At 65.1% G+C, this 16,915-nt stretch carries 16 protein-coding genes, 1 tRNA gene and 1 pseudogene; 13 read left to right on the top strand and 5 right to left on the bottom strand.

The genetic code is table 11. The features are described from left to right. The 5 genes from PU724_RS10010 (at position 1) to PU724_RS09990 (ending at position 4,857) form a co-directional block, all read left to right on the top strand. Positions 1-873: a dimethylarginine dimethylaminohydrolase family protein gene (locus PU724_RS10010; RefSeq protein WP_354420338.1), complete on the top strand. Its 873-nt coding sequence runs from the start codon at positions 1-3 to the stop codon at positions 871-873. After that, the gene (locus PU724_RS10005) at positions 870-1,514 is read left to right on the top strand and encodes a TetR family transcriptional regulator C-terminal domain-containing protein (protein WP_245478252.1); all 645 of its coding nucleotides are present in this window, start codon (positions 870-872) and stop codon (positions 1,512-1,514) included. Before PU724_RS10010 ends, PU724_RS10005 begins: the two co-directional genes overlap by 4 nt. Further along, a complete protein-coding gene (locus tag PU724_RS10000) occupies positions 1,511-3,091 on the top strand; it encodes a 5-guanidino-2-oxopentanoate decarboxylase (RefSeq protein ID WP_354420337.1) in 1,581 nt (526 codons plus the stop codon). Before PU724_RS10005 ends, PU724_RS10000 begins: the two co-directional genes overlap by 4 nt. 8 nt (positions 3,092-3,099) lie before the next feature. Then, positions 3,100-4,044 carry a capsular polysaccharide synthesis protein gene (locus tag PU724_RS09995; RefSeq protein WP_354420336.1) on the top strand — a complete coding sequence of 315 codons (945 nt, stop codon included), beginning with the start codon at positions 3,100-3,102 and terminating at the stop codon, positions 4,042-4,044. Between the two features lie 105 nt (positions 4,045-4,149). Then, entirely contained in the window at positions 4,150-4,857 is a 708-nt protein-coding gene (locus PU724_RS09990; RefSeq protein ID WP_127284420.1) for an SDR family NAD(P)-dependent oxidoreductase, read from the top strand. A 231-nt stretch (positions 4,858-5,088) separates the two neighbouring features. Here the strand turns inward: PU724_RS09990 and rpsA are convergent, their stop codons facing one another. The 4 genes from rpsA to aroA form a co-directional block, all read right to left on the bottom strand. Then, positions 5,089-6,786: a 30S ribosomal protein S1 gene (gene rpsA, locus PU724_RS09985; RefSeq protein WP_127284419.1), complete on the bottom strand. Its 1,698-nt coding sequence runs from the start codon at positions 6,784-6,786 to the stop codon at positions 5,089-5,091. A 204-nt stretch (positions 6,787-6,990) separates the two neighbouring features. Next, a complete protein-coding gene (cmk, locus tag PU724_RS09980) occupies positions 6,991-7,647 on the bottom strand; it encodes a (d)CMP kinase (RefSeq protein WP_135857926.1) in 657 nt (218 codons plus the stop codon). A gap of 1 nt (position 7,648) precedes the next feature. Further along, the gene (locus PU724_RS09975) at positions 7,649-8,260 is read right to left on the bottom strand and encodes a hypothetical protein (protein WP_135857924.1); all 612 of its coding nucleotides are present in this window, start codon (positions 8,258-8,260) and stop codon (positions 7,649-7,651) included. Next, positions 8,247-9,614 (bottom strand): 3-phosphoshikimate 1-carboxyvinyltransferase, encoded by a 1,368-nt coding sequence (gene aroA / locus PU724_RS09970; RefSeq protein ID WP_127311342.1) that lies wholly within the window; start codon positions 9,612-9,614, stop codon positions 8,247-8,249. The genes PU724_RS09975 and aroA overlap by 14 nt, the downstream gene beginning before the upstream one ends. Before the next feature lie 205 nt (positions 9,615-9,819). Between aroA and PU724_RS09965 the strand changes: the two genes are divergently transcribed. From PU724_RS09965 to PU724_RS09950, 4 genes are all read left to right on the top strand, one after another. Further along, on the top strand, positions 9,820-10,212 hold the full coding sequence (locus PU724_RS09965; protein WP_127284414.1) for a TIGR02300 family protein: 393 nt from the start codon (positions 9,820-9,822) through the stop codon (positions 10,210-10,212). A gap of 174 nt (positions 10,213-10,386) precedes the next feature. Beyond that, a tRNA-Ala gene (locus tag PU724_RS09960) sits at positions 10,387-10,462 on the top strand. A gap of 156 nt (positions 10,463-10,618) precedes the next feature. Further along, positions 10,619-10,951, top strand: coding sequence for a hypothetical protein (locus PU724_RS09955; protein ID WP_292106988.1), 333 nt, complete (start codon positions 10,619-10,621; stop codon positions 10,949-10,951). Between the two features lie 146 nt (positions 10,952-11,097). After that, positions 11,098-11,763 carry a DUF2161 family putative PD-(D/E)XK-type phosphodiesterase gene (locus PU724_RS09950; RefSeq protein WP_127284413.1) on the top strand — a complete coding sequence of 222 codons (666 nt, stop codon included), beginning with the start codon at positions 11,098-11,100 and terminating at the stop codon, positions 11,761-11,763. 26 nt (positions 11,764-11,789) lie between these two features. Here the strand turns inward: PU724_RS09950 and PU724_RS09945 are convergent, their stop codons facing one another. Next, on the bottom strand, positions 11,790-12,737 hold the full coding sequence (locus PU724_RS09945; RefSeq protein WP_127391263.1) for a GlxA family transcriptional regulator: 948 nt from the start codon (positions 12,735-12,737) through the stop codon (positions 11,790-11,792). Positions 12,738-12,823: 86 nt separating this feature from the next. On the opposite strand from PU724_RS09945, the pseudogene PU724_RS09940 reads away from it, so the two are divergent. From PU724_RS09940 to PU724_RS09925, 4 genes and pseudogenes are all read left to right on the top strand, one after another. Next, a pseudogene (locus PU724_RS09940) lies at positions 12,824-13,515 on the top strand (DJ-1/PfpI family protein). A gap of 120 nt (positions 13,516-13,635) precedes the next feature. Then, entirely contained in the window at positions 13,636-14,367 is a 732-nt protein-coding gene (locus tag PU724_RS09935; protein WP_127311697.1) for a FadR/GntR family transcriptional regulator, read from the top strand. Then, a complete protein-coding gene (locus PU724_RS09930; protein WP_354420335.1) occupies positions 14,364-15,566 on the top strand; it encodes a PLP-dependent transferase in 1,203 nt (400 codons plus the stop codon). The genes PU724_RS09935 and PU724_RS09930 overlap by 4 nt, the downstream gene beginning before the upstream one ends. Positions 15,567-15,595: 29 nt before the next feature. Next, positions 15,596-16,873, top strand: a complete 1,278-nt coding sequence (locus tag PU724_RS09925; protein ID WP_128272146.1) for an ABC transporter substrate-binding protein — start codon at positions 15,596-15,598, stop codon at positions 16,871-16,873. The last annotated feature ends 42 nt before the right edge of the window (positions 16,874-16,915 follow it).

Raw genomic sequence — 16,915 nt, 5'->3', positions numbered from 1 at the left:
ATGAGCGCTTTCGGATCACAGTCCATGGCGGCGCCGCTGCGGCGCGTGCTGATGCGGTCGGCGGCCAACGCCATGCGTGACGCCAACAGGGCTGCCTGGCACTATGGCCCGGGCTTCAACCCGGCGAAAGCGGCCTTGCAGCACGCGGTCCTTGCTGAACTGGTGGCGGCTTCCGGCGCCGAAATCGAATGGATAGAGGACAAGGCCGACGGCCTGTCGGATTCGGTGTTCACGCACGACCCGTCGCTGATGACCGACCGCGGCGCGCTGATCCTGTCCATGGGCAAGTCATTGCGCGCCAGCGAGCCCTCGTTGCATGAGGAAACCTACAGGAGACTGGGCATTCCGATACTGGGCCGCGTCGAGGCACCTGGCCAGGTCGAAGGCGGTGATTGCGTATGGGTGGACAGCCGCACGCTGGCGATCGGGCGCGGCGTGCGCTCCAACCAGGAAGGCATCCAGCAGGTTTCAAACCTGCTGACGCCGCTTGGCATTTCCGTCTACGGTTTTGATCTGCCGCTGTGGCAGGGCGAAGAGGCTTGCCTGCATCTGATGTCGGTGATCAGCCCGCTGGCCGACGACCTCGCACTGGTCTATTCACCGCTTTTGCCGGCCCCGTTCTATCAGATGCTGAAGGCGCGAGGCATCCGGCTGGTCGAAGGCGACGCCGAAGAGTTCGCCGCTTCCAACGGCCTCAGCTTGAACGTGCTGCCGACCAGCCCGCTCAAAGTCATTGCCGTTGCGGGCTTTCCCAAGACCAAAGCCGCGATGGAAGCCGCCGGCTGCACGGTAGAGATCTTCGAGGCGGATGCGCTCTGCATCGCTTGCGAAGGCGGGCCGACATGCCTGACGCGGCCGATCCTGCGCCAATGAATGCGCCATCCCGCCGCAAGTTCCGTCGCGAAGGCGAGGACCGGCGGCGGCAGGATTTGATCGAAGCGACCCTGGACAGCGTGGCGGAATATGGCCTGCAGGGCGCCACCTTGCGCACCATCGCGTTGCGTGCCGGCGTCACCGCCGGGCTGATCCGGCATTATTTTCCCGGCAAGGAAGAATTGCTGCAGGCGGCATATGCGGCGCTGGTCGGCCGCATGACCGAGCAGGCCAAAGCAGCATTGGTCATGGAAGGTGCCTCGCCGCGCCGGCGTCTTGCGGCTTTCGTCACCGCCAACCTCAGCACGCCGATCATCGACGCGCGGGTGTTTTCGCTCTGGGCAACGTTCATCGGCCGCGCCAATGCGGATCCGACCTTGGCCCATGCCCACCGCGAGGGCTATCTTGGCTTTCGCAACGAGGTGGAAGCGGTTGTGGCCGAGGTGCTCGCTGCAGAACAGCGCAAACCGGACGCAAGCCAGCTGCGTCACCATGCCATCGCGATCAACGCGCTCATAGACGGGCTCTGGATCGAAGGCTGCCTGGCCGGCGAGATGTTCGCGCCCGGCGAATTGGCGGCGATTGGCATCAGGGCTGTCGAGGCCGAACTCGGCCTTGCACCAGAAAGAGGAGAACAATGACCACCATCGGCGAAGCGCTCATCACACTGCTCGAGGCGCATGGCGTCGACACGGTCTTCGGCATTCCCGGGGTCCACACCGTCGAGCTCTATCGCGGCCTGGCACGTTCGCGGATCCGCCATGTCACGCCGCGCCACGAGCAGGGCGCCGGCTTCATGGCCGACGGCTATGCCCGCGCCAGCGGCCGGCCGGGCGTCGCCTTCGTCATCACCGGTCCGGGGCTGACCAACACCATCACCGCCATGGGCCAGGCGCGCGCCGATTCGGTGCCGATGCTGGTGATCTCGGGCGTCAATGCCACCGACACGCTTGGCAAGGGCCTCGGCTTCCTGCACGAACTGCCCGACCAGCGCGGCATGATGGAGAAGGTGGCGCTGTTCTCGCACCGGATCACCGAGGCCGAGGAGCTTCCCGGCGTGCTGGCGCGCGCTTTCGCGCTGTTCTCGTCATCGCGTCCCGGGCCGGTCCACATCGAGATCCCGACCAACGTCATGGTCAAGCCCGGCAATGGCATCGTCGCCTCGCTCAGCAATGCGCCGCCGCCGTCGCCCGATACGGCGGCGATCGAGCAGGCAGCAGAACTCTGCAAGGCCGCAAGCCGTCCGCTGATCCTGGCCGGCGGCGGCGCCAAATGGGCCGAGGCGCCGTTGCGGCTGCTGGCCGAGAGGCTAGGCGCCCCGGTCGTCGAGACGACCAACGCACGCGGCCTGCTGCACGGCCACGCGCTGTGCGTGCCGGCGAGCCCCAGCCTCAAGCCGGTGCGCGCGCTGATGGCGGACGCCGACCTGGTCATTGCCGCCGGCACCGAGTTCGGCCCGACCGACTATGACGGCTATGGCGATGGCGGCTTTGTCCTGCCCGCCAATCTGATCCGCATCGACATCGGCGCCGACCAGATCGTGCGCCGCCCGGTGACGGTTGGGATTCAGGCCGACTGCGCCGAGGCTCTTCGTGCCCTGCTGGGCGAGCTCGGTACCGCTCATGTCGCCGCAAAGGACGGCGATGCCCGAGCGGCCGCCGCGCGAAAGGCCGCGCTCGCCGAACTGAGCCCGGCCCTGACCAGCCAGATGCGCGCCGTGGAGACGATCCGCGACACCTTGCCCGGCGCGATCATCGTCGGCGACTCGACGCAGCCGATCTATGCCGCCAACCTCTATTACGACCATGACCGGCCGGGCGGCTGGTTCAACGCCGCGACCGGCTTCGGCGCGCTGGGCTACGGGCCGGGGGCGGCGATCGGCGCGGCGCTCGCCGTGCCCGAGGCCTCCATCGTCTGCTTGACCGGCGACGGCGGCTTCCAGTTCACCCTGCCGGAACTCGGCGCGGCGCTCGATGCCGATGCGCCTGTCATCTTCGTCGTCTGGAACAATCGCGGCTATCGCGAGATCGAGACCTCGATGCTCGACGTCGGCGTCGAGCCGGTCGGCGTGTCTCCCGCGCCGCCGGATTTCTGCAAGCTGGCCGAGGCCTATGGCATCGTCGCCGAGCGGCTTGCCGGCACGGAAGGCCTGGCGGATGCGCTAAGGCGCGCCCGCGCGGCAGGCAAGCCACGGGTCATCGAAGTCACGGTGGATTGAGCGCCGTGATGTCAGGCGATGGCCCGGCGGGCTCGTTCTTCAGCGAGGCAGTGCCGTTCCGCGATCCGCTCAGGCTTTCCTATCTTGCGCCGCTGCGCCGGGCAGCGTCCTCGCGCATCTTGCCCTGGCCGCTGCGCAAGCGCGCCGCCAAGCTGTGCATGACCTGGTCCCGCAAGCGGCTGCATCGGGTGCGGCACATCGCCGTCGATCATTCGCGGTGGTGCTCCGCCGGCGCGCCTGGCGACCTTGGTCCGATCTGGCAATACTGGGCGCAAGGCGTCGAGGCGGCGCCGCCGGTTGTCAAGGCCTGCCTGCGTTCGGTGGCCCGCCACAGGGGCGAGCGCGAGCTCGTCGTCCTCGACGACAGGACCGTCGAGGACCATGTCGACCTGCCCGGCCATATCTGGGACAAGCGGCGGCGTGGGCTGATGAACAGCCAGCATTTTTCCAACTTCATCCGATTGGATCTGCTTGCCCGGCATGGCGGGACATGGCTCGATGCCACGATCCTGCTGCGGCAGCCTGTGCCGCCGGAGATCGAGCGCGAGGATTTCTACATCCTGCGCGAGACCGGTCGCCATCCCCGGCTCGTGGAAACCTGGTTCATTCACGCCCGCAAGGGGCACCCCTTGGTCGAGACCGTTCTTTGCGGCCTCGCCGACTACTGGAAGGCCCATGACGGGCTCCATGACTACTTCATGTTCCCCTACCATTTCGAGGCTGCGCTTCTCCTGCATCGGCGGCTTCGGCGCGAGTTCCTGGCCAGGCCGCAGGTCGGCGCCGACCGGCCGCACGAGCTGCAATGGCTGCTCTTCGAGCCGCTCGACGAGGCGGCGCATCGCGCGGTCCATGATCGTTTCTGGCTGCACAAGCTGACGCACAAGGCCGACCGTCCGGCGACCGAGAAACGCCTGCTCTGGGATGCGATCCTCGACGGTTGGCCGGCGAACTGAAACGATGAATTAGCGTCAACGAAATTTCAGTTGAGTGACAGCGCGAAAGGCGCGAGGTTCGGCGCCGGCGTGGCGCAAGCGTGAAATGGACTGGAGCAGTCGAATATGACGGAAACACTGGACGGCAGGCATATCGTGGTGACCGGCGGCACGGGGGCGCTGGGTGGCGCGGTTGTCGGCAAGCTCCTGGAGCAGGGCGCGGTCTGCCATGTCCCCAACGCCCATGCCGCGGCGCCGCCGCACTTTCCGTTCGCCGCCCATGATCGCGTCAGGCTGGCGCACAATGTCGACCTGTCGGATTCGACCAAGGTCGAGGCGTTCTACAACCAGGTGACGGACCTGTGGGGATCGATTCACCTCGCCGGCGGCTTTGCCATGGCGCCAGTGGAGAAGATCGAATCGGCCTCCTTCGCCGAGATGATGGACACCAACGCCCGCACTACCTTTCTCTGTTGCCGTGCCGCGATCCGCTCGATGCTGACTTCGGGCACGGCCGGGCGCATCGTCAACGTCACGGCGCGAGCCGGGCTCGATCCGCGGCGCGGTTCGGGCATGGTCGCCTATGCCGCCAGCAAGGCGGCGGTCGCGGCGATGACGGTGGCGATGGCCGAGGAGCTGAAGCACAAGGGCATACTGGTCAACGCAGTGGCGCCTTCGACGCTCGATACGCCGGCCAACCGTGCCGACATGCCGGACGCCGATTTCACCAAATGGGTGAGCCTCGAAGCCGCCGCTGAGGCGATCGCCTATCTCGCCTCGCCCACCAATATGGCCATGAGCGGCACGCTGGTGCCGCTCTACGGCAGGGCCTAGAGCTGTTCATCGTTTCATGGAAACGCTGAACCGCCCTATCTCTTTGTTTTGACGCAATTCCGGACGGAAAACCGTTTCACACTTTTCCTGGCATTGCTCTGATATCGGGTCAGTCGAGCGGCCAAACAAAAAACCCCGCCGGATCGCTCCGGCGGGGTTTTTGTTTGGCTTGGGCGAAGAGGCCCAAGCAATTCCGGACGGAAAACCGCTGCGCGGTTTTCCTGGAATGCTTTAGTTGCCCTGCTTCTTCAGCGCCGCGCCCAGGATATCGCCCAGCGAGGCGCCGGAGTCGGTCGAGCCGTACTGGGCGACCGCTTCCTTCTCCTCGGCGATTTCCAGCGCCTTGATCGAGACCTGCAGCTTGCGGGTCTTCTTGTCGAAGGCGATGACGCGGGCGTCGACCTTCTGGCCGACGGTGAAGCGCTCGGGGCGCTGCTCGTCACGGTCGCGGCTGAGGTCGGAGCGCTTGATGAAGGTCTCGATGCCGCTGTCGACCAGCCGCACTTCCAGACCGCCATCCTTGACGCCGATGACCTCGCAGGTGACGACGGCGTTCTTGCGCAGTTCGCCCGAAGTCGCCGCTTCACCGACCGTGTCACGGGCCAGCTGCTTGATGCCGAGCGAGATGCGCTCCTTCTCGATGTCGACGTCGAGCACCTGCGCCTTGACCACGTCGCCGCGATTGTACTCCTCGATCACCTGCTCGCCCGGACGGGTCCAGTCGAGGTCGGAGAGGTGGACCATGCCGTCCACGTCGCCTTCCAGGCCGATGAACAGGCCGAACTCGGTCTTGTTCTTGACCTCGCCCTCGACCTGGCTGCCGACCGGATGGGTGCGCGCGAAGGCCTCCCACGGGTTCTCGAGCGTCTGCTTGAGGCCGAGCGAGATGCGGCGCTTGGCCGGATCGACCTCGAGCACCACCACGTCGACTTCCTGCGTCGTCGACAGGATCTTGCCGGGGTGCACGTTCTTCTTCGTCCACGACATTTCCGAAACGTGGATGAGGCCCTCGATGCCCGGCTCCAGCTCGACGAACGCGCCGTAGTCGGTGATGTTGGTGACGGTGCCCTTGATCTTCTTGCCGATCGGGAACTTGGTGCCGATCTCCGACCACGGATCGCTCTCGAGTTGCTTCATGCCGAGCGAGATGCGGTGGGTTTCCTGGTTGATGCGGATGATCTGCACCTTGACCGTCTGGCCGATGTTGAGGATCTCGGTCGGATGGTTGACGCGGCGCCATGCCATGTCGGTGACATGCAGCAGGCCGTCGATGCCGCCGAGGTCGACGAACGCACCGTAGTCGGTGATGTTCTTGACCACGCCTTCGACCACCTGGCCCTCTTCGAGGTTCTGCACGATCTCCGAACGCTGTTCGGCGCGGCTCTCCTCGAGCACGGTGCGGCGCGACACCACGATGTTGCCGCGGCGGCGATCCATCTTGAGGATCTCGAAGGGCTGCGGGTTGTGCATCAGCGGCGAGACGTCGCGGATCGGACGGATATCGACCTGGCTGCGCGGCAGGAACGCCACGGCGCCGTCGAGGTCGACGGTGAAGCCGCCCTTGACCTGGTTGAAGATGACGCCTTCGACGCGCTCACCCTTGGTGAACTTCTCCTCGAGGCGCACCCAGCTCTCCTCGCGGCGCGCCTTCTCGCGCGACAGCATGGCTTCGCCAAGCGCGTTCTCGATGCGCTCGACATAGACTTCGACGGTGTCGCCGACCTTGAGGGACGACTCCTTGCCCTTGGCGCCGAATTCCTTCAGCGGCACGCGGCCTTCGACCTTGAGGCCGACGTCGATGATGGCCATGTCCTTTTCGATCGCGGTGATCGTGCCCCGGACAACCTGGCCCTCGCCGGAATGGCCGGCGGTGAATGATTCTTCGAGCATGCTCGCGAAATCGTCGCGAGACGGATTAGCAGCTGACATTGTTTCTCCTGAAGTGCCCCGCATATCGAGCGGGACGGGCGCCGTGGGTTAGCGTTGCGTGAGCCTGCCGGCGTTCCGGGCTGAAGAGCCCTTGGCCGCTCAAAGCGGCAAGTCCGGCGCATGAAGAATGCTGGCAGGCTGGTTCGTGCCCGATATGGGTATTTTCTTCGCCTCCGGCAACGGAAACACGAGGAAAAACCCGGCTCAGGCTTTGTTTCTCTTGGCCAGGACGTCGTCGATGATCGCCATGGCCGCCAGGAACGCGGCCTCTATAGCCATTTCGGACGTATCAAGCAAGTGCGCGTCGGCGGCCGGCTTGAGCGGCGAGTCGGCGCGGCCCATGTCGCGCTCGTCGCGCCGCTCGATGTCGGCCAGAATGGTGGCGAAATCGGCGCTGCCGCCAATGCTCTCGATCTCCGCCAGCCGGCGTCTCGCCCGCACCTCGGCGCTTGCCGTCACATAAAGCTTGATGTCGGCGTCGGGGCACACGACGGTGCCGATGTCGCGCCCGTCGAGCACGGCGCCCGGCGGCGTTTTGGCGAAGGCGCGCTGCTTTTCGACCAGAATGCGCCGCACAGTCGGGAAAACGGCGACCTTGGAAGCGGCCTCGCCCACCGCATGCGCCGACAGCACGGCGCGATCGAGTTTCGAAAGATCCACCTGCCGCGCCGCGGTTTCCGCCGCCGAGACATTGTCGAGCGGCAGGCCGAGCTGCAGCAGCGCATGCGCGACGGCGCGATAGGTCAGGCCGGTGTCGAGCAGGTTCAGCCGATAGTGGTCGGCAAGCCGGCGGGCAAGCGTGCCTTTGCCCGCGCCTGCAGGCCCGTCGATGGCTATGGTCACGTATCTAGCATCGCCCATGTTAGCCACGATCATCCTCGATGCTGGATGTGTCCGCAAATAGGCCAAACCATATATGACTGATCAGCAGGAACATCATTGGGACAAATATCAAGAGGCCGAGCGACGCAGCGATAGGATGAACAGGTTTAAGTGAGCCCAGTGAATAGCCAAAGAGGGTTTGGGAAAGAGAAATTATGCTGCCCACAACTACGCATAGAACGACGATGAGAAGGCGTCGTTTCTGCCAAACGCTCAAACCGGACAGCATCCTTGAAATCACATCCGATGGCGAGAGAAAAGCTACATGCTCACTTGTGGGGGTTGAGTCCCGCAGGATCAGCTGACGACGGCGCCAGGAAACGGCGCTGTAAGCCGAGTTCACAATGCAATAGCCAACGAGGCAGTAAGCGAAAGTGTTGAGGGTAGAGAAACCTTGAAACCACGCAAAGAATGCGAAGGCGGGTATCGAGATTGTTGACCACGCAAGGACCCACTCTGAATTTGTAAGCGATCGAAGGCGGTCGAATTGCTCTTGGCTTACAGCATAAGCCGGAGACCAACGGCTTGCTCTGTAGAAGATCTTGCCGTCGTCCCTCTTTATCCAGCCCGGCCCGCGTTCAGCCTTGGACATCGATCTCCGCGCCCAGCCCCTTCATCAGCCCCATGAACTCCGGAAAGCTCGTCGCGATCATGTTGGCGTCGTCGATGGTCACCGGCTTTTCGCTCGCCAGGCCCATGACGAGAAAACTCATGGCGATGCGGTGGTCGAGATGCGTCTTTACCGTCGTGTCCGGCCCGTTGGGGTGTCTGCCCAGCCCCTTGCCGCCCGGCCTTCCGCGCACCGCAAGCGTCGCTTCGCCTTCCGTGCAGTCGACGCCGTTGAGCTTCAGCCCGTTGGCGACGGCCGAAAGCCGGTCGGATTCCTTGACGCGCAGCTCTTCCAGCCCCTGCATCAGCGTCTCGCCCTCGGCGAAGCTCGCCGCAACCGCCAGCACCGGATACTCGTCGATCATCGACGGCGCCCGCTCCGGCGGCACGGTGACGCCCTTCAACTCCGAAGAGCGCACGCGCAGGTCCGCGACGTCCTCGCCGCCGGCATTGCGCGGGTTGAGGATGTCGATCCGGCCCCCCATCTCCTGCAGCGTCAGGAGCAGGCCGGTGCGGGTCGGGTTCATCAGCACGTTCTCGATGACGATGTCCGAGCCCGGCACGATGAGCGCCGCCACCAGCGGGAAGCCCGCCGAGGACGGGTCGCCAGGCACCGCGATCGTCTGCCCGCTGAGCTTGCCCTGGCCCTCGATGAAGATGTGGCGCACGCCGCGCTCGTCGGTTTCGACCGTCAGATTGGCGCCAAATCCCTTCAGCATCTTTTCGGTGTGGTCGCGCGTCATCACCGGCTCGATCACGGTGGTGATGCCCGGCGTGTTCAGGCCCGCCAGCAGCACCGCCGACTTCACCTGAGCCGAGGCCATCGGCACCCGGTAGGTGATGGGGGCGGCGTGCTTGGGGCCGCGCAGCGTGATCGGCATGCGGTCGCCGGGCGTCGCCTTCAACACCTGCACGCCCATCTGGCGCAGCGGCTCCAGCACCCGGCCCATCGGCCGGCCCGACAGCGAGGCGTCGCCGATGAAGGTCGTTTCCATGTCATAGGTGCCGACCAAGCCCATGGTGAGCCGCGAGCCGGTGCCGGCATTGCCGAAATCGAGCGGGCCTTCGGGCTGGAGCAGCGCGCCGTTGCCGGTGCCGCGGATCACCCATTCGGCGCCGCGCTTCTCGATATGCGCGCCCATCGCCTTCATCGCCGCGCCGGTGCGCATGACGTCCTCGCCCTCGAGCAGTCCGGTGATGCGGGTTTCGCCGGAGGCAAGGCCGCCGAACATGAAGGAACGGTGCGAGATCGACTTGTCGCCCGGCACGCGCGCCGTGCCGGAAAGCGCTGATGATTTGCGGGCCGTGGCCGGTTTCGGAGCGGCAGCGTGAGACATGGTTTTCCCTGGATGGAACGCCGGCGCACCGGCACTTTTCTTTTGTTGCGGCGGTCTCGTATCACGGCGGACGGGAATGGTCATCCCCTTGGTGCAACGCCTGCGATTGCGGGCTTTTGCGGCGTCGGCCCGAAGCCGGCTTTTGGCTTTGACAGCGCCGTAAACTGCGGTTAAGGGGACCACTCTTCTATCTACGAGGCCTGCTGTGGCAAAAGCTGAACTTGGCACCAAACGCATCGACCCGGAAACGGGTCGGAAATTCTATGACCTGAACAAGGACCCGATTGTCTCGCCCTATACCGGCAAGAGCTATCCGCGTTCCTATTTCGAGGATGGCAAGATTTCTGCCCTCGAAGAGGACGAGGAAGTTGCCGACAAGGAAGTCGACGGCGAGGACGAAGAGGGCGCCGAGGTCGTTTCGCTCGAGGAGGCCGACGAAGAGGCCAAGGGCGGCGACGACCTTCCCGATCTCGGCGACGACGAGGACGATGTGGACCTCGGCGACGACGAGGACGACACCTTCCTTGCCAATGAAGAGGAAGAGGACGACGATGTCTCTGACATGATCGGCGTCGGCGACGACGACGACGAGGTCTGATCAGGCCCCGGGCGCGACCGTTTGCCGGCCTTTTTGGCCTGTGACGAAAAAGCGGTCGTTGAAGGCTTGATCTTGACCGAAGGCGGGGTTAGAAGCCGCCTGCACTTGACGGCGCGGATCCAAACCCGCGCCGGATCTCTTCGCCGGAAACGGCGCCGGCTGACTGCCGGGAGTGGGGCCATAGCTCAGTTGGGAGAGCGCTTGAATGGCATTCAAGAGGTCGTCGGTTCGATTCCGATTGGCTCCACCAAACAGTCCTTTTCCGATGCTCGGATTCGCGGCATTCGCGCTCGTCGCGTGCCAGTCGGCGCCTGAAGCGCCGCCACCGCCACCTCCCCAGCCTGCCGTGGCTGCCGCGGTTGCTGTTCCGGCTCCCCAGGGTTCGGCGGTCTTGGATCCATCAGTCGTGGTCACGCCCCCCGGCAAGGGCGTTCCGGCAAAGTATGCCGCATTTTCGGGCATATGGGCCGGACAGCTGGACGGCATGTACGAAGGCAAGCTCGCCGTGCTGACGGTTTCTCCGCGCGGGCAGGTGACTGTCACCTATGCGTGGGGCGATCTGGCCGACAACAAGCCGGGAGTGGCCGATGGCGCCGGGAAAATCGTCGGCAGCACTTTGAAGCTCGGGCGCCTGCCGAACGGCGCCGACGTCACCGCCACAATGCTTCCCGACGGAACGCTGGCCGCCAGCTATGCGCTTGCCGGCCAGACCTACACCGGTTCGTTCACCAGGCAGTAGCCTTCTGGCGAAGTGAATGGCCCGTCGCGGCGTTGGCCGCGATCGACCCAGGCCGAACGCGCGCTGCGGTTCTTCACGATAGTGCGGGCCGGCTTCACTTTGGCGGCGCTGTCCGGGCGCGGGCCGAATCGGCTATGTCTCGCCGCATGCAGGAAACGTCCCTCTACGTCCCGGTGAAGCGGTTCCTCGAGAGCCTGGATTTCACCGTCAAGGGCGAAGTCGGCGGCTGCGACGTGGTCGGGCTGCGCGAAGGCGAGCCGCCGGTGGTCGTCATCTGCGAACTGAAACTGCAGTTCAATCTCGAGCTTGTGCTCCAGGCGGTCGATCGCGCCGCCGCCTGCGACGAGGTCTGGCTTGCCGCGCTTATGTCGGCGCGCGGCAAGGGCCGCGAGCACGACCGCCGCTTCCGGGCCTTGTGCCGGCGACTTGGCTTCGGCTTGCTCGGCGTCGGCGGCAAGGGCGAGGTCGAACTCCTGCTCAGTCCCGCCGCCCTGCCGCCGCGGCGCGATCCCAGGCGGCGCTCGCGCCTGATGGAGGAGCATTATCGCCGCAAGGGCGACCCGGCTACCGGCGGCAGCACGCGCACGCCCATCATGACCGCCTACCGGCAGGAGGCGCTCGCTTGTGCCGCCGCCATGGCCGATGGTCCCAAGCGGCCGCGCGACCTGAAAGTGCTTTCGCCGCGCGCGGCGAGCATCCTGCTGCACAATTACTATGGCTGGTTCGCCAGGGCCGAACGCGGCATCTACGCGCTGACCGAAATCGGTCGCGCCGCCGTGCAGTCACATCGGCTGGTCGAGAGCCCGTTGTAGCGAACATTCAGGGCGAGAAGGCGCGATCAGAAACGCTCGCGATAGTCGCGCGGGTTGGTGCCGAGGACGCGTAGAAAGCCGCGCCGCATCGTTTCTTCCGAGCCGAAGCCGCAGCGCCGGGCCGTCTGGCTGATCGCCTGTCCCCGTTCCAGCATTCGCCGCGCTGCCTCGATTCGGATCTCTTCGATGGCGCGGGCCGGTGTCCGACCCGTCGCTTCGCGATAATGCCGCGAGAAGCTGCGCGGGCTCATGTTGGCGCGGTCGGCCAAATTCGGCAGCGAAAGGTCGCCGTCCAGATTGTCCAGGATCCAGCCATGCAGCCGGTCGAAGCGCTCGTCGCCTTCCTGCAGCTTGAGCGTCTGGCTGAATTGCGCCTGGCCGCCGGGACGTTTCAGGAACACCACCAGCTGGCGTGCCACGGCAAGCGCCATGCGTCGGCCAAGATCGGCCTCGACGAAGGACAGCGCGAGATCTATGCCCGCCGTGACCCCCGCCGATGTCCAGACATTGCCGTCACGAATGAAGATCGGGTCGGGTTCGAGCCGGACCGCTGGAAAGCGCCGGGCGAACTCGGCGCAGCGTCCCCAATGGGTAACCGCGCGACGGCCATCGAGCAGGCCTGCGGTCGCTAGCAGGAAGGCGCCGCTGCAAACCGAGGCTGTTCGCGTGGCATCGCGCGAGCGGCCGATCACCCATTGCAGGAGCTCGCGATCCTCGCAGGCCGCGTTGACGCCCCATCCGCCCGGCACGATCAGCGTGTCGATCCCGGACCCATGCGGCGGCAGCAGCGTAGCCTCGAGCACGAGGCCAGCCGACGTCCTGATCCGCGGCGAGGCGGCGACGACCATGACCTCATAGGCCGCCGGTTCGCCGGCCTGGATCTTGAAGTCGTTGGCGCTGGCGAACACCTGTAGCGGCCCGCTGACATCGAGGAGCTGGACGTCGGGATAGGCAAGGATTTCGATACGGCGCATGGCTTTGGCCTGAAACGAGGGGTGATTGGCGTTCGTGCCAAAGCATGATGCCTTAGATTGTCCGGAGTCAACCTGTGGAGATTCCCATGACCCTTCGTTTCGGCATCCTGGTATTCCCCAATGTTCAGCAGCTCGACCTCACCGGGCCCTATGAAGTCCTGGCATCGGCCAAGGGCGCCGAGCTGGAATTGATCTGGAAGATCGCAATCCGGTGATGTCCTCGACGCGGCTGTCCCTCACGCCGACGGCCACCTTCGACGATTGCCGGCCTCTCGACGTGCTGTGCATTCCTGGCGGCGGCGGCGTCAACGCACTGCTGGAGGATCAGACAGTTCTCGACTTCGTCTGGGAGCGCGCGGTGCAGGCGCGCTACATCACCTCGGTGTGCAGCGGCGCTTTGGTGCTCGGCGCGGCCGGGCTGTTGAAGGGCAAGCGCGCCACAACGCATTGGTATGCGCATGATTTCCTGGAAGAATTCGGCGCCATCCCTGTCGACGAGCGGATCGTGGAGGACGGCAAGCTGATCACCGCTGGCGGCGTCACATCGGGGATCGATTTCGGTCTTCTCCTGGTCGCGGGGCTGCTCGGACAGGCCGAAGCCGAAACCGTGCAGCTTGCACTCGAATACGCCCCGGCTCCGCCCTTCAGGTCGGGCACGCCCGCCGAGGCATCGCCTGCCGTGTTGGCTGAGGCGAAGGAACGGCTCGCGGCGTCGCGGCGGGTCCGCGAGGAAATGTTCGCGCGCTGGCGCAATGCCCCGGCGCGCGCCCACGGCTGAACCTTCCGGCCGAATGGCGCATCCATGCGCCGTTCGGCCTGTCTCGTCTCGGCTGTTGACTCGCCCGTCGGTCTGTGCAGAAATTGGTTGGACCATTGAACCACTTTAGGCTCCGCCGGCGTGACCGATCACTTGCCCCCCATCCAGACGACGGCCCGCGACGACGCGGTGCTGAAGGCGTTGGCGGGGTTCGTCAGGCAGGAAGCGCTCGGCCCCGGTGAGAAGCTTCCGACCGAGCGCATCCTGGCCGAGCGCCTCAAGGTCAGCCGCAACACGGTGCGCGAGGCGTTGACGCGCTGGGAGGGCCTCGGCCTCGTCGAGCGCCGTCAGGGCTCAGGCACCTATCTCAAGGCCGCGGTCTCGCCCGACATGCTGCACATGCCGCTGACGCTTGCCGGCGGTAACGATTTCGCCGGCCTGATGTCCACGCTGGAGATCCGCCGCGCGCTGGAAGCGGAGGCCGCCGCGCTCTGCGCCATTCGTGCCGGCAAGGCCGAGCTCGCCGAGATCGAGCGCAAGCTCGACCTGATGGAGGAGGCCTTCCAGACCCGCGCCGGCATGTCGTCGGAGGAGGACTGGGAATTCCATCAGGCGATCTTCCGCGCCTCCGGCAATCCGCTGTTCGAGCAGATCATCGCCGCCATGTACGAGATGTTTCACCGCTTCTGGGAACATCCTCTGGGCGTGCGCGATTTCGGCCATGCCAGCTTTCCTTATCACCGCACGATCTTCAATTGCATTGCCGCGCGTGACCCCGACGGCGCCCGCGTCGAGGCGCTGAAGCTCATCGCCACCGTCGAGGACGATTTGAAGCGCGGCGCCGCCAACCTCAAGCTTTCGGACCGCAAATGAACGAGCACCCGACCGGTTTCGACCCGGGCCTTTCCAGCAGCGACTATCTGGCCGAGGCGGCGACGCTGCTGGCGCATGACGATCCGTTCCCCGGCGGTCCGGTGGTGCCGCCGATCTACCAGACCTCGCTGTTCACCTTCGCCAGCTATGCCGACATGGCCGACACCTTCGCCGGCCGCAGAAAGCAACCGATCTATTCGCGCGGCGACAATCCGACGGTGATGGAGTTCGAGGCGCGCGTCGCGGCTTTGGAAGGCGCCGAAGCCGCGCGCGGCTTCTCCAGCGGCATGGCGGCGATCAGCGCCACCGTGCTCGCCTTCGTCGGCGCCGGCGAGCGCATCGTCGCCGTGCGCAACTGCTATGGCGATGCCTACCGGCTGTTCGAGCGGCTGTTCCCGCGTCTGCAAATCAAGGTCGACTATGTCGACGGCTCGGACCCGGACGCGGTGGCGGCGGCACTCCCCGGCGCCAAGCTGCTTTACCTCGAGAGCCCGACCTCGATGATGTTCGAACTGCAGGACATCGCCCATCTGACGCGATTGGCAAAGGAGCTGGGCATCGTCACCACCATCGACAATTCCTGGGCGACGCCGGTGTTCCAGAAGCCGATCGCGCACGGCGTCGACCTCGTCCTGCACTCGGCTTCGAAATATCTCGGCGGCCACAGCGACACCGTCGCCGGCGTGGTGGCGGGATCGGCTGCGCACATCAGGCACATCAACGAGCAGACCTATTCCTCGCTCGGCGGCAAGCTGTCGCCCTTCGAAGGCTGGCTGCTTTTGCGCGGGCTGCGCACCCTGCCGCTCAGGCTGCCGCATCACATGAAGAGCGGTCTCATCCTCGCCGAGCGGCTGAAGGCGCATGGCAAGGTCGAGCGCGTCAACCATCCCGCCTATTCCAACCATCCCGGCAAGAAGACGCTTGCCGGCTATGCCGGGCTGTTCTCCTTCGAGGTGACGGAGGATGTCGACATTCCCGCTTTCGTCGATGCGCTGAAATTCTTCCGCATCGGCGTCAGCTGGGGCGGTCATGAAAGCCTGGTCGTGCCGGCCAAGGCCTCGCTCGAGCAGACGCCGGGCTTGAATTCGATGGCGCGCTTCGGCGTCAGCCCCCGAACCATCCGCTTCAATGTCGGATTGGAAAGCGTCGAGGATCTCTGGGCCGACATCGCCCAAGCCTTCGACAAAGCAAAAAAATAAACTGAGCGTTCAAAATGGGAGTCCTGAACATGAAGAGACTGACGCTGATGCTTGCCGCCGTCGCCGGCCTGGCGATTTCCGCCAGCGGCGCGCTGGCCGACAGCACAATCAAGATGGTCGAGGTCATCACCAGCCCGCCGCGCACCGAATTCCTCAAGAAGCAGATCGCCGAATTCGAGGCCGCCAATCCGGGCGTCAAGGTCGAGCTCGTCTCGCTGCCCTGGGGCCAGGCCTTCGAGAAGTTCCTCACCATGGTCCAGGCCGGCGACACGCCCGACGTCGTCGAGATGCCGGAACGCTGGATGGGCCTCTATGCCAACAACGGCCAGCTCGAAGACCTCGGTCCCTACATGGCCAAGTGGGACGACGCCAAGACGCTCGGCGATCGCGCCAAGCAATTCGGCTCGACCGTCAACAACACCCAGTTCATGATCCCCTACGGCTACTATGTGAACGCTCTGTTCTGGAACAAGAAGCTGTTCAAGGAAGCCGGTCTCGACGGCCCGCCGGCGACGCTCGACGAGTTCGTCGAGGACTCCAAGAAGATCTCGGCCATCCCCGGCAAATATGGCTACTGCTTGCGCGGCGGCCCGGGCGCTTTCAACGGCATGCACATGTTCATGAACATCGCCGCCGGCAAGGGCGGCTACTTCAACGAGGACGGCACCTCGACCATCAACGACGAAGGCTCGGTCAAGGGCCTGCAGATGCTGGCCGACATGTACAAGAACGGCCTGGCGCCGAAGGATGCCGTGAGCTGGGGCTTCAACGAGACCGTCACCGGCTTCTATTCCGGCACCTGCGCCATGCTCAACCAGGACCCGGATGCGCTGCTCGGCATCGCCGACAAGATGAGCGCCGATGATTTCGCCGTCGCGCCATTGCCGGTCGGACCGAGCGGCAAGTCCTACCCGACGCTGGGCTATGCCGGCTGGGCGATGTTCGCCAATTCCCAGCACAAGGACGATGCGTGGAAGCTGATGGCCACCCTGCTGTCGCCGAAGGACAATCTGGAATGGGCCAAGGAAGTCGGCGTCGTGCCGATCCACAACGGCGCCGACCAGGATGCCCATTTCAAGACCGAGCAGTTCAAGGGCTGGTTCACCGAGCTCAGCGACAGCTCCAAATATGAAATGGTGACGCCGCCGACGCATCTGGAAAACCTCGGCAACTTCGTCGACCAGGTGGCGATCAAGAACTTCCAGGAAGTGCTGCTCGGCCAGAAGACGGCCAAGGAGGCGGCCGACGCATGGGCCGCGTTCCTGACCAAGGAGCAGCAGGACTGGCTGGCTAAGAACAAGAAGTGACCCTTCTTCCTTCTCCCCGTTCACGGGGAGAAGGTGGTCCGA

Source organism: Mesorhizobium abyssinicae (assembly GCF_049887195.1).
Classification (GTDB): Bacteria; Pseudomonadota; Alphaproteobacteria; order Rhizobiales; family Rhizobiaceae; genus Mesorhizobium; species Mesorhizobium abyssinicae.
Note: the sequence above shows the minus strand (reverse complement) of the source record. Positions and strands in the feature narration are given on the sequence as shown.

Bases quoted from the DNA above. Each gene is read 5' to 3' on its own strand.
- PU724_RS09945 (WP_127391263.1), bottom strand. From the start codon at position 12,737: ATGCGCCGTATCGAAATCCTTGCCTATCCCGACGTCCAGCTCCTCGAT.
- PU724_RS10000 (WP_354420337.1), top strand. From the start codon at position 1,511: ATGACCACCATCGGCGAAGCGCTCATCACACTGCTCGAGGCGCATGGC.
- PU724_RS09930 (WP_354420335.1), top strand. From the start codon at position 14,364: ATGAACGAGCACCCGACCGGTTTCGACCCGGGCCTTTCCAGCAGCGAC.
- rpsA (WP_127284419.1), bottom strand. From the start codon at position 6,786: ATGTCAGCTGCTAATCCGTCTCGCGACGATTTCGCGAGCATGCTCGAA.
- PU724_RS09995 (WP_354420336.1), top strand. From the start codon at position 3,100: ATGTCAGGCGATGGCCCGGCGGGCTCGTTCTTCAGCGAGGCAGTGCCG.
- PU724_RS09990 (WP_127284420.1), top strand. From the start codon at position 4,150: ATGACGGAAACACTGGACGGCAGGCATATCGTGGTGACCGGCGGCACG.
- PU724_RS09975 (WP_135857924.1), bottom strand. From the start codon at position 8,260: ATGTCCAAGGCTGAACGCGGGCCGGGCTGGATAAAGAGGGACGACGGC.
- PU724_RS10010 (WP_354420338.1), top strand. From the start codon at position 1: ATGAGCGCTTTCGGATCACAGTCCATGGCGGCGCCGCTGCGGCGCGTG.
- PU724_RS09925 (WP_128272146.1), top strand. From the start codon at position 15,596: ATGAAGAGACTGACGCTGATGCTTGCCGCCGTCGCCGGCCTGGCGATT.
- cmk (WP_135857926.1), bottom strand. From the start codon at position 7,647: ATGGGCGATGCTAGATACGTGACCATAGCCATCGACGGGCCTGCAGGC.
- PU724_RS10005 (WP_245478252.1), top strand. From the start codon at position 870: ATGAATGCGCCATCCCGCCGCAAGTTCCGTCGCGAAGGCGAGGACCGG.
- aroA (WP_127311342.1), bottom strand. From the start codon at position 9,614: ATGTCTCACGCTGCCGCTCCGAAACCGGCCACGGCCCGCAAATCATCA.
- PU724_RS09950 (WP_127284413.1), top strand. From the start codon at position 11,098: ATGCAGGAAACGTCCCTCTACGTCCCGGTGAAGCGGTTCCTCGAGAGC.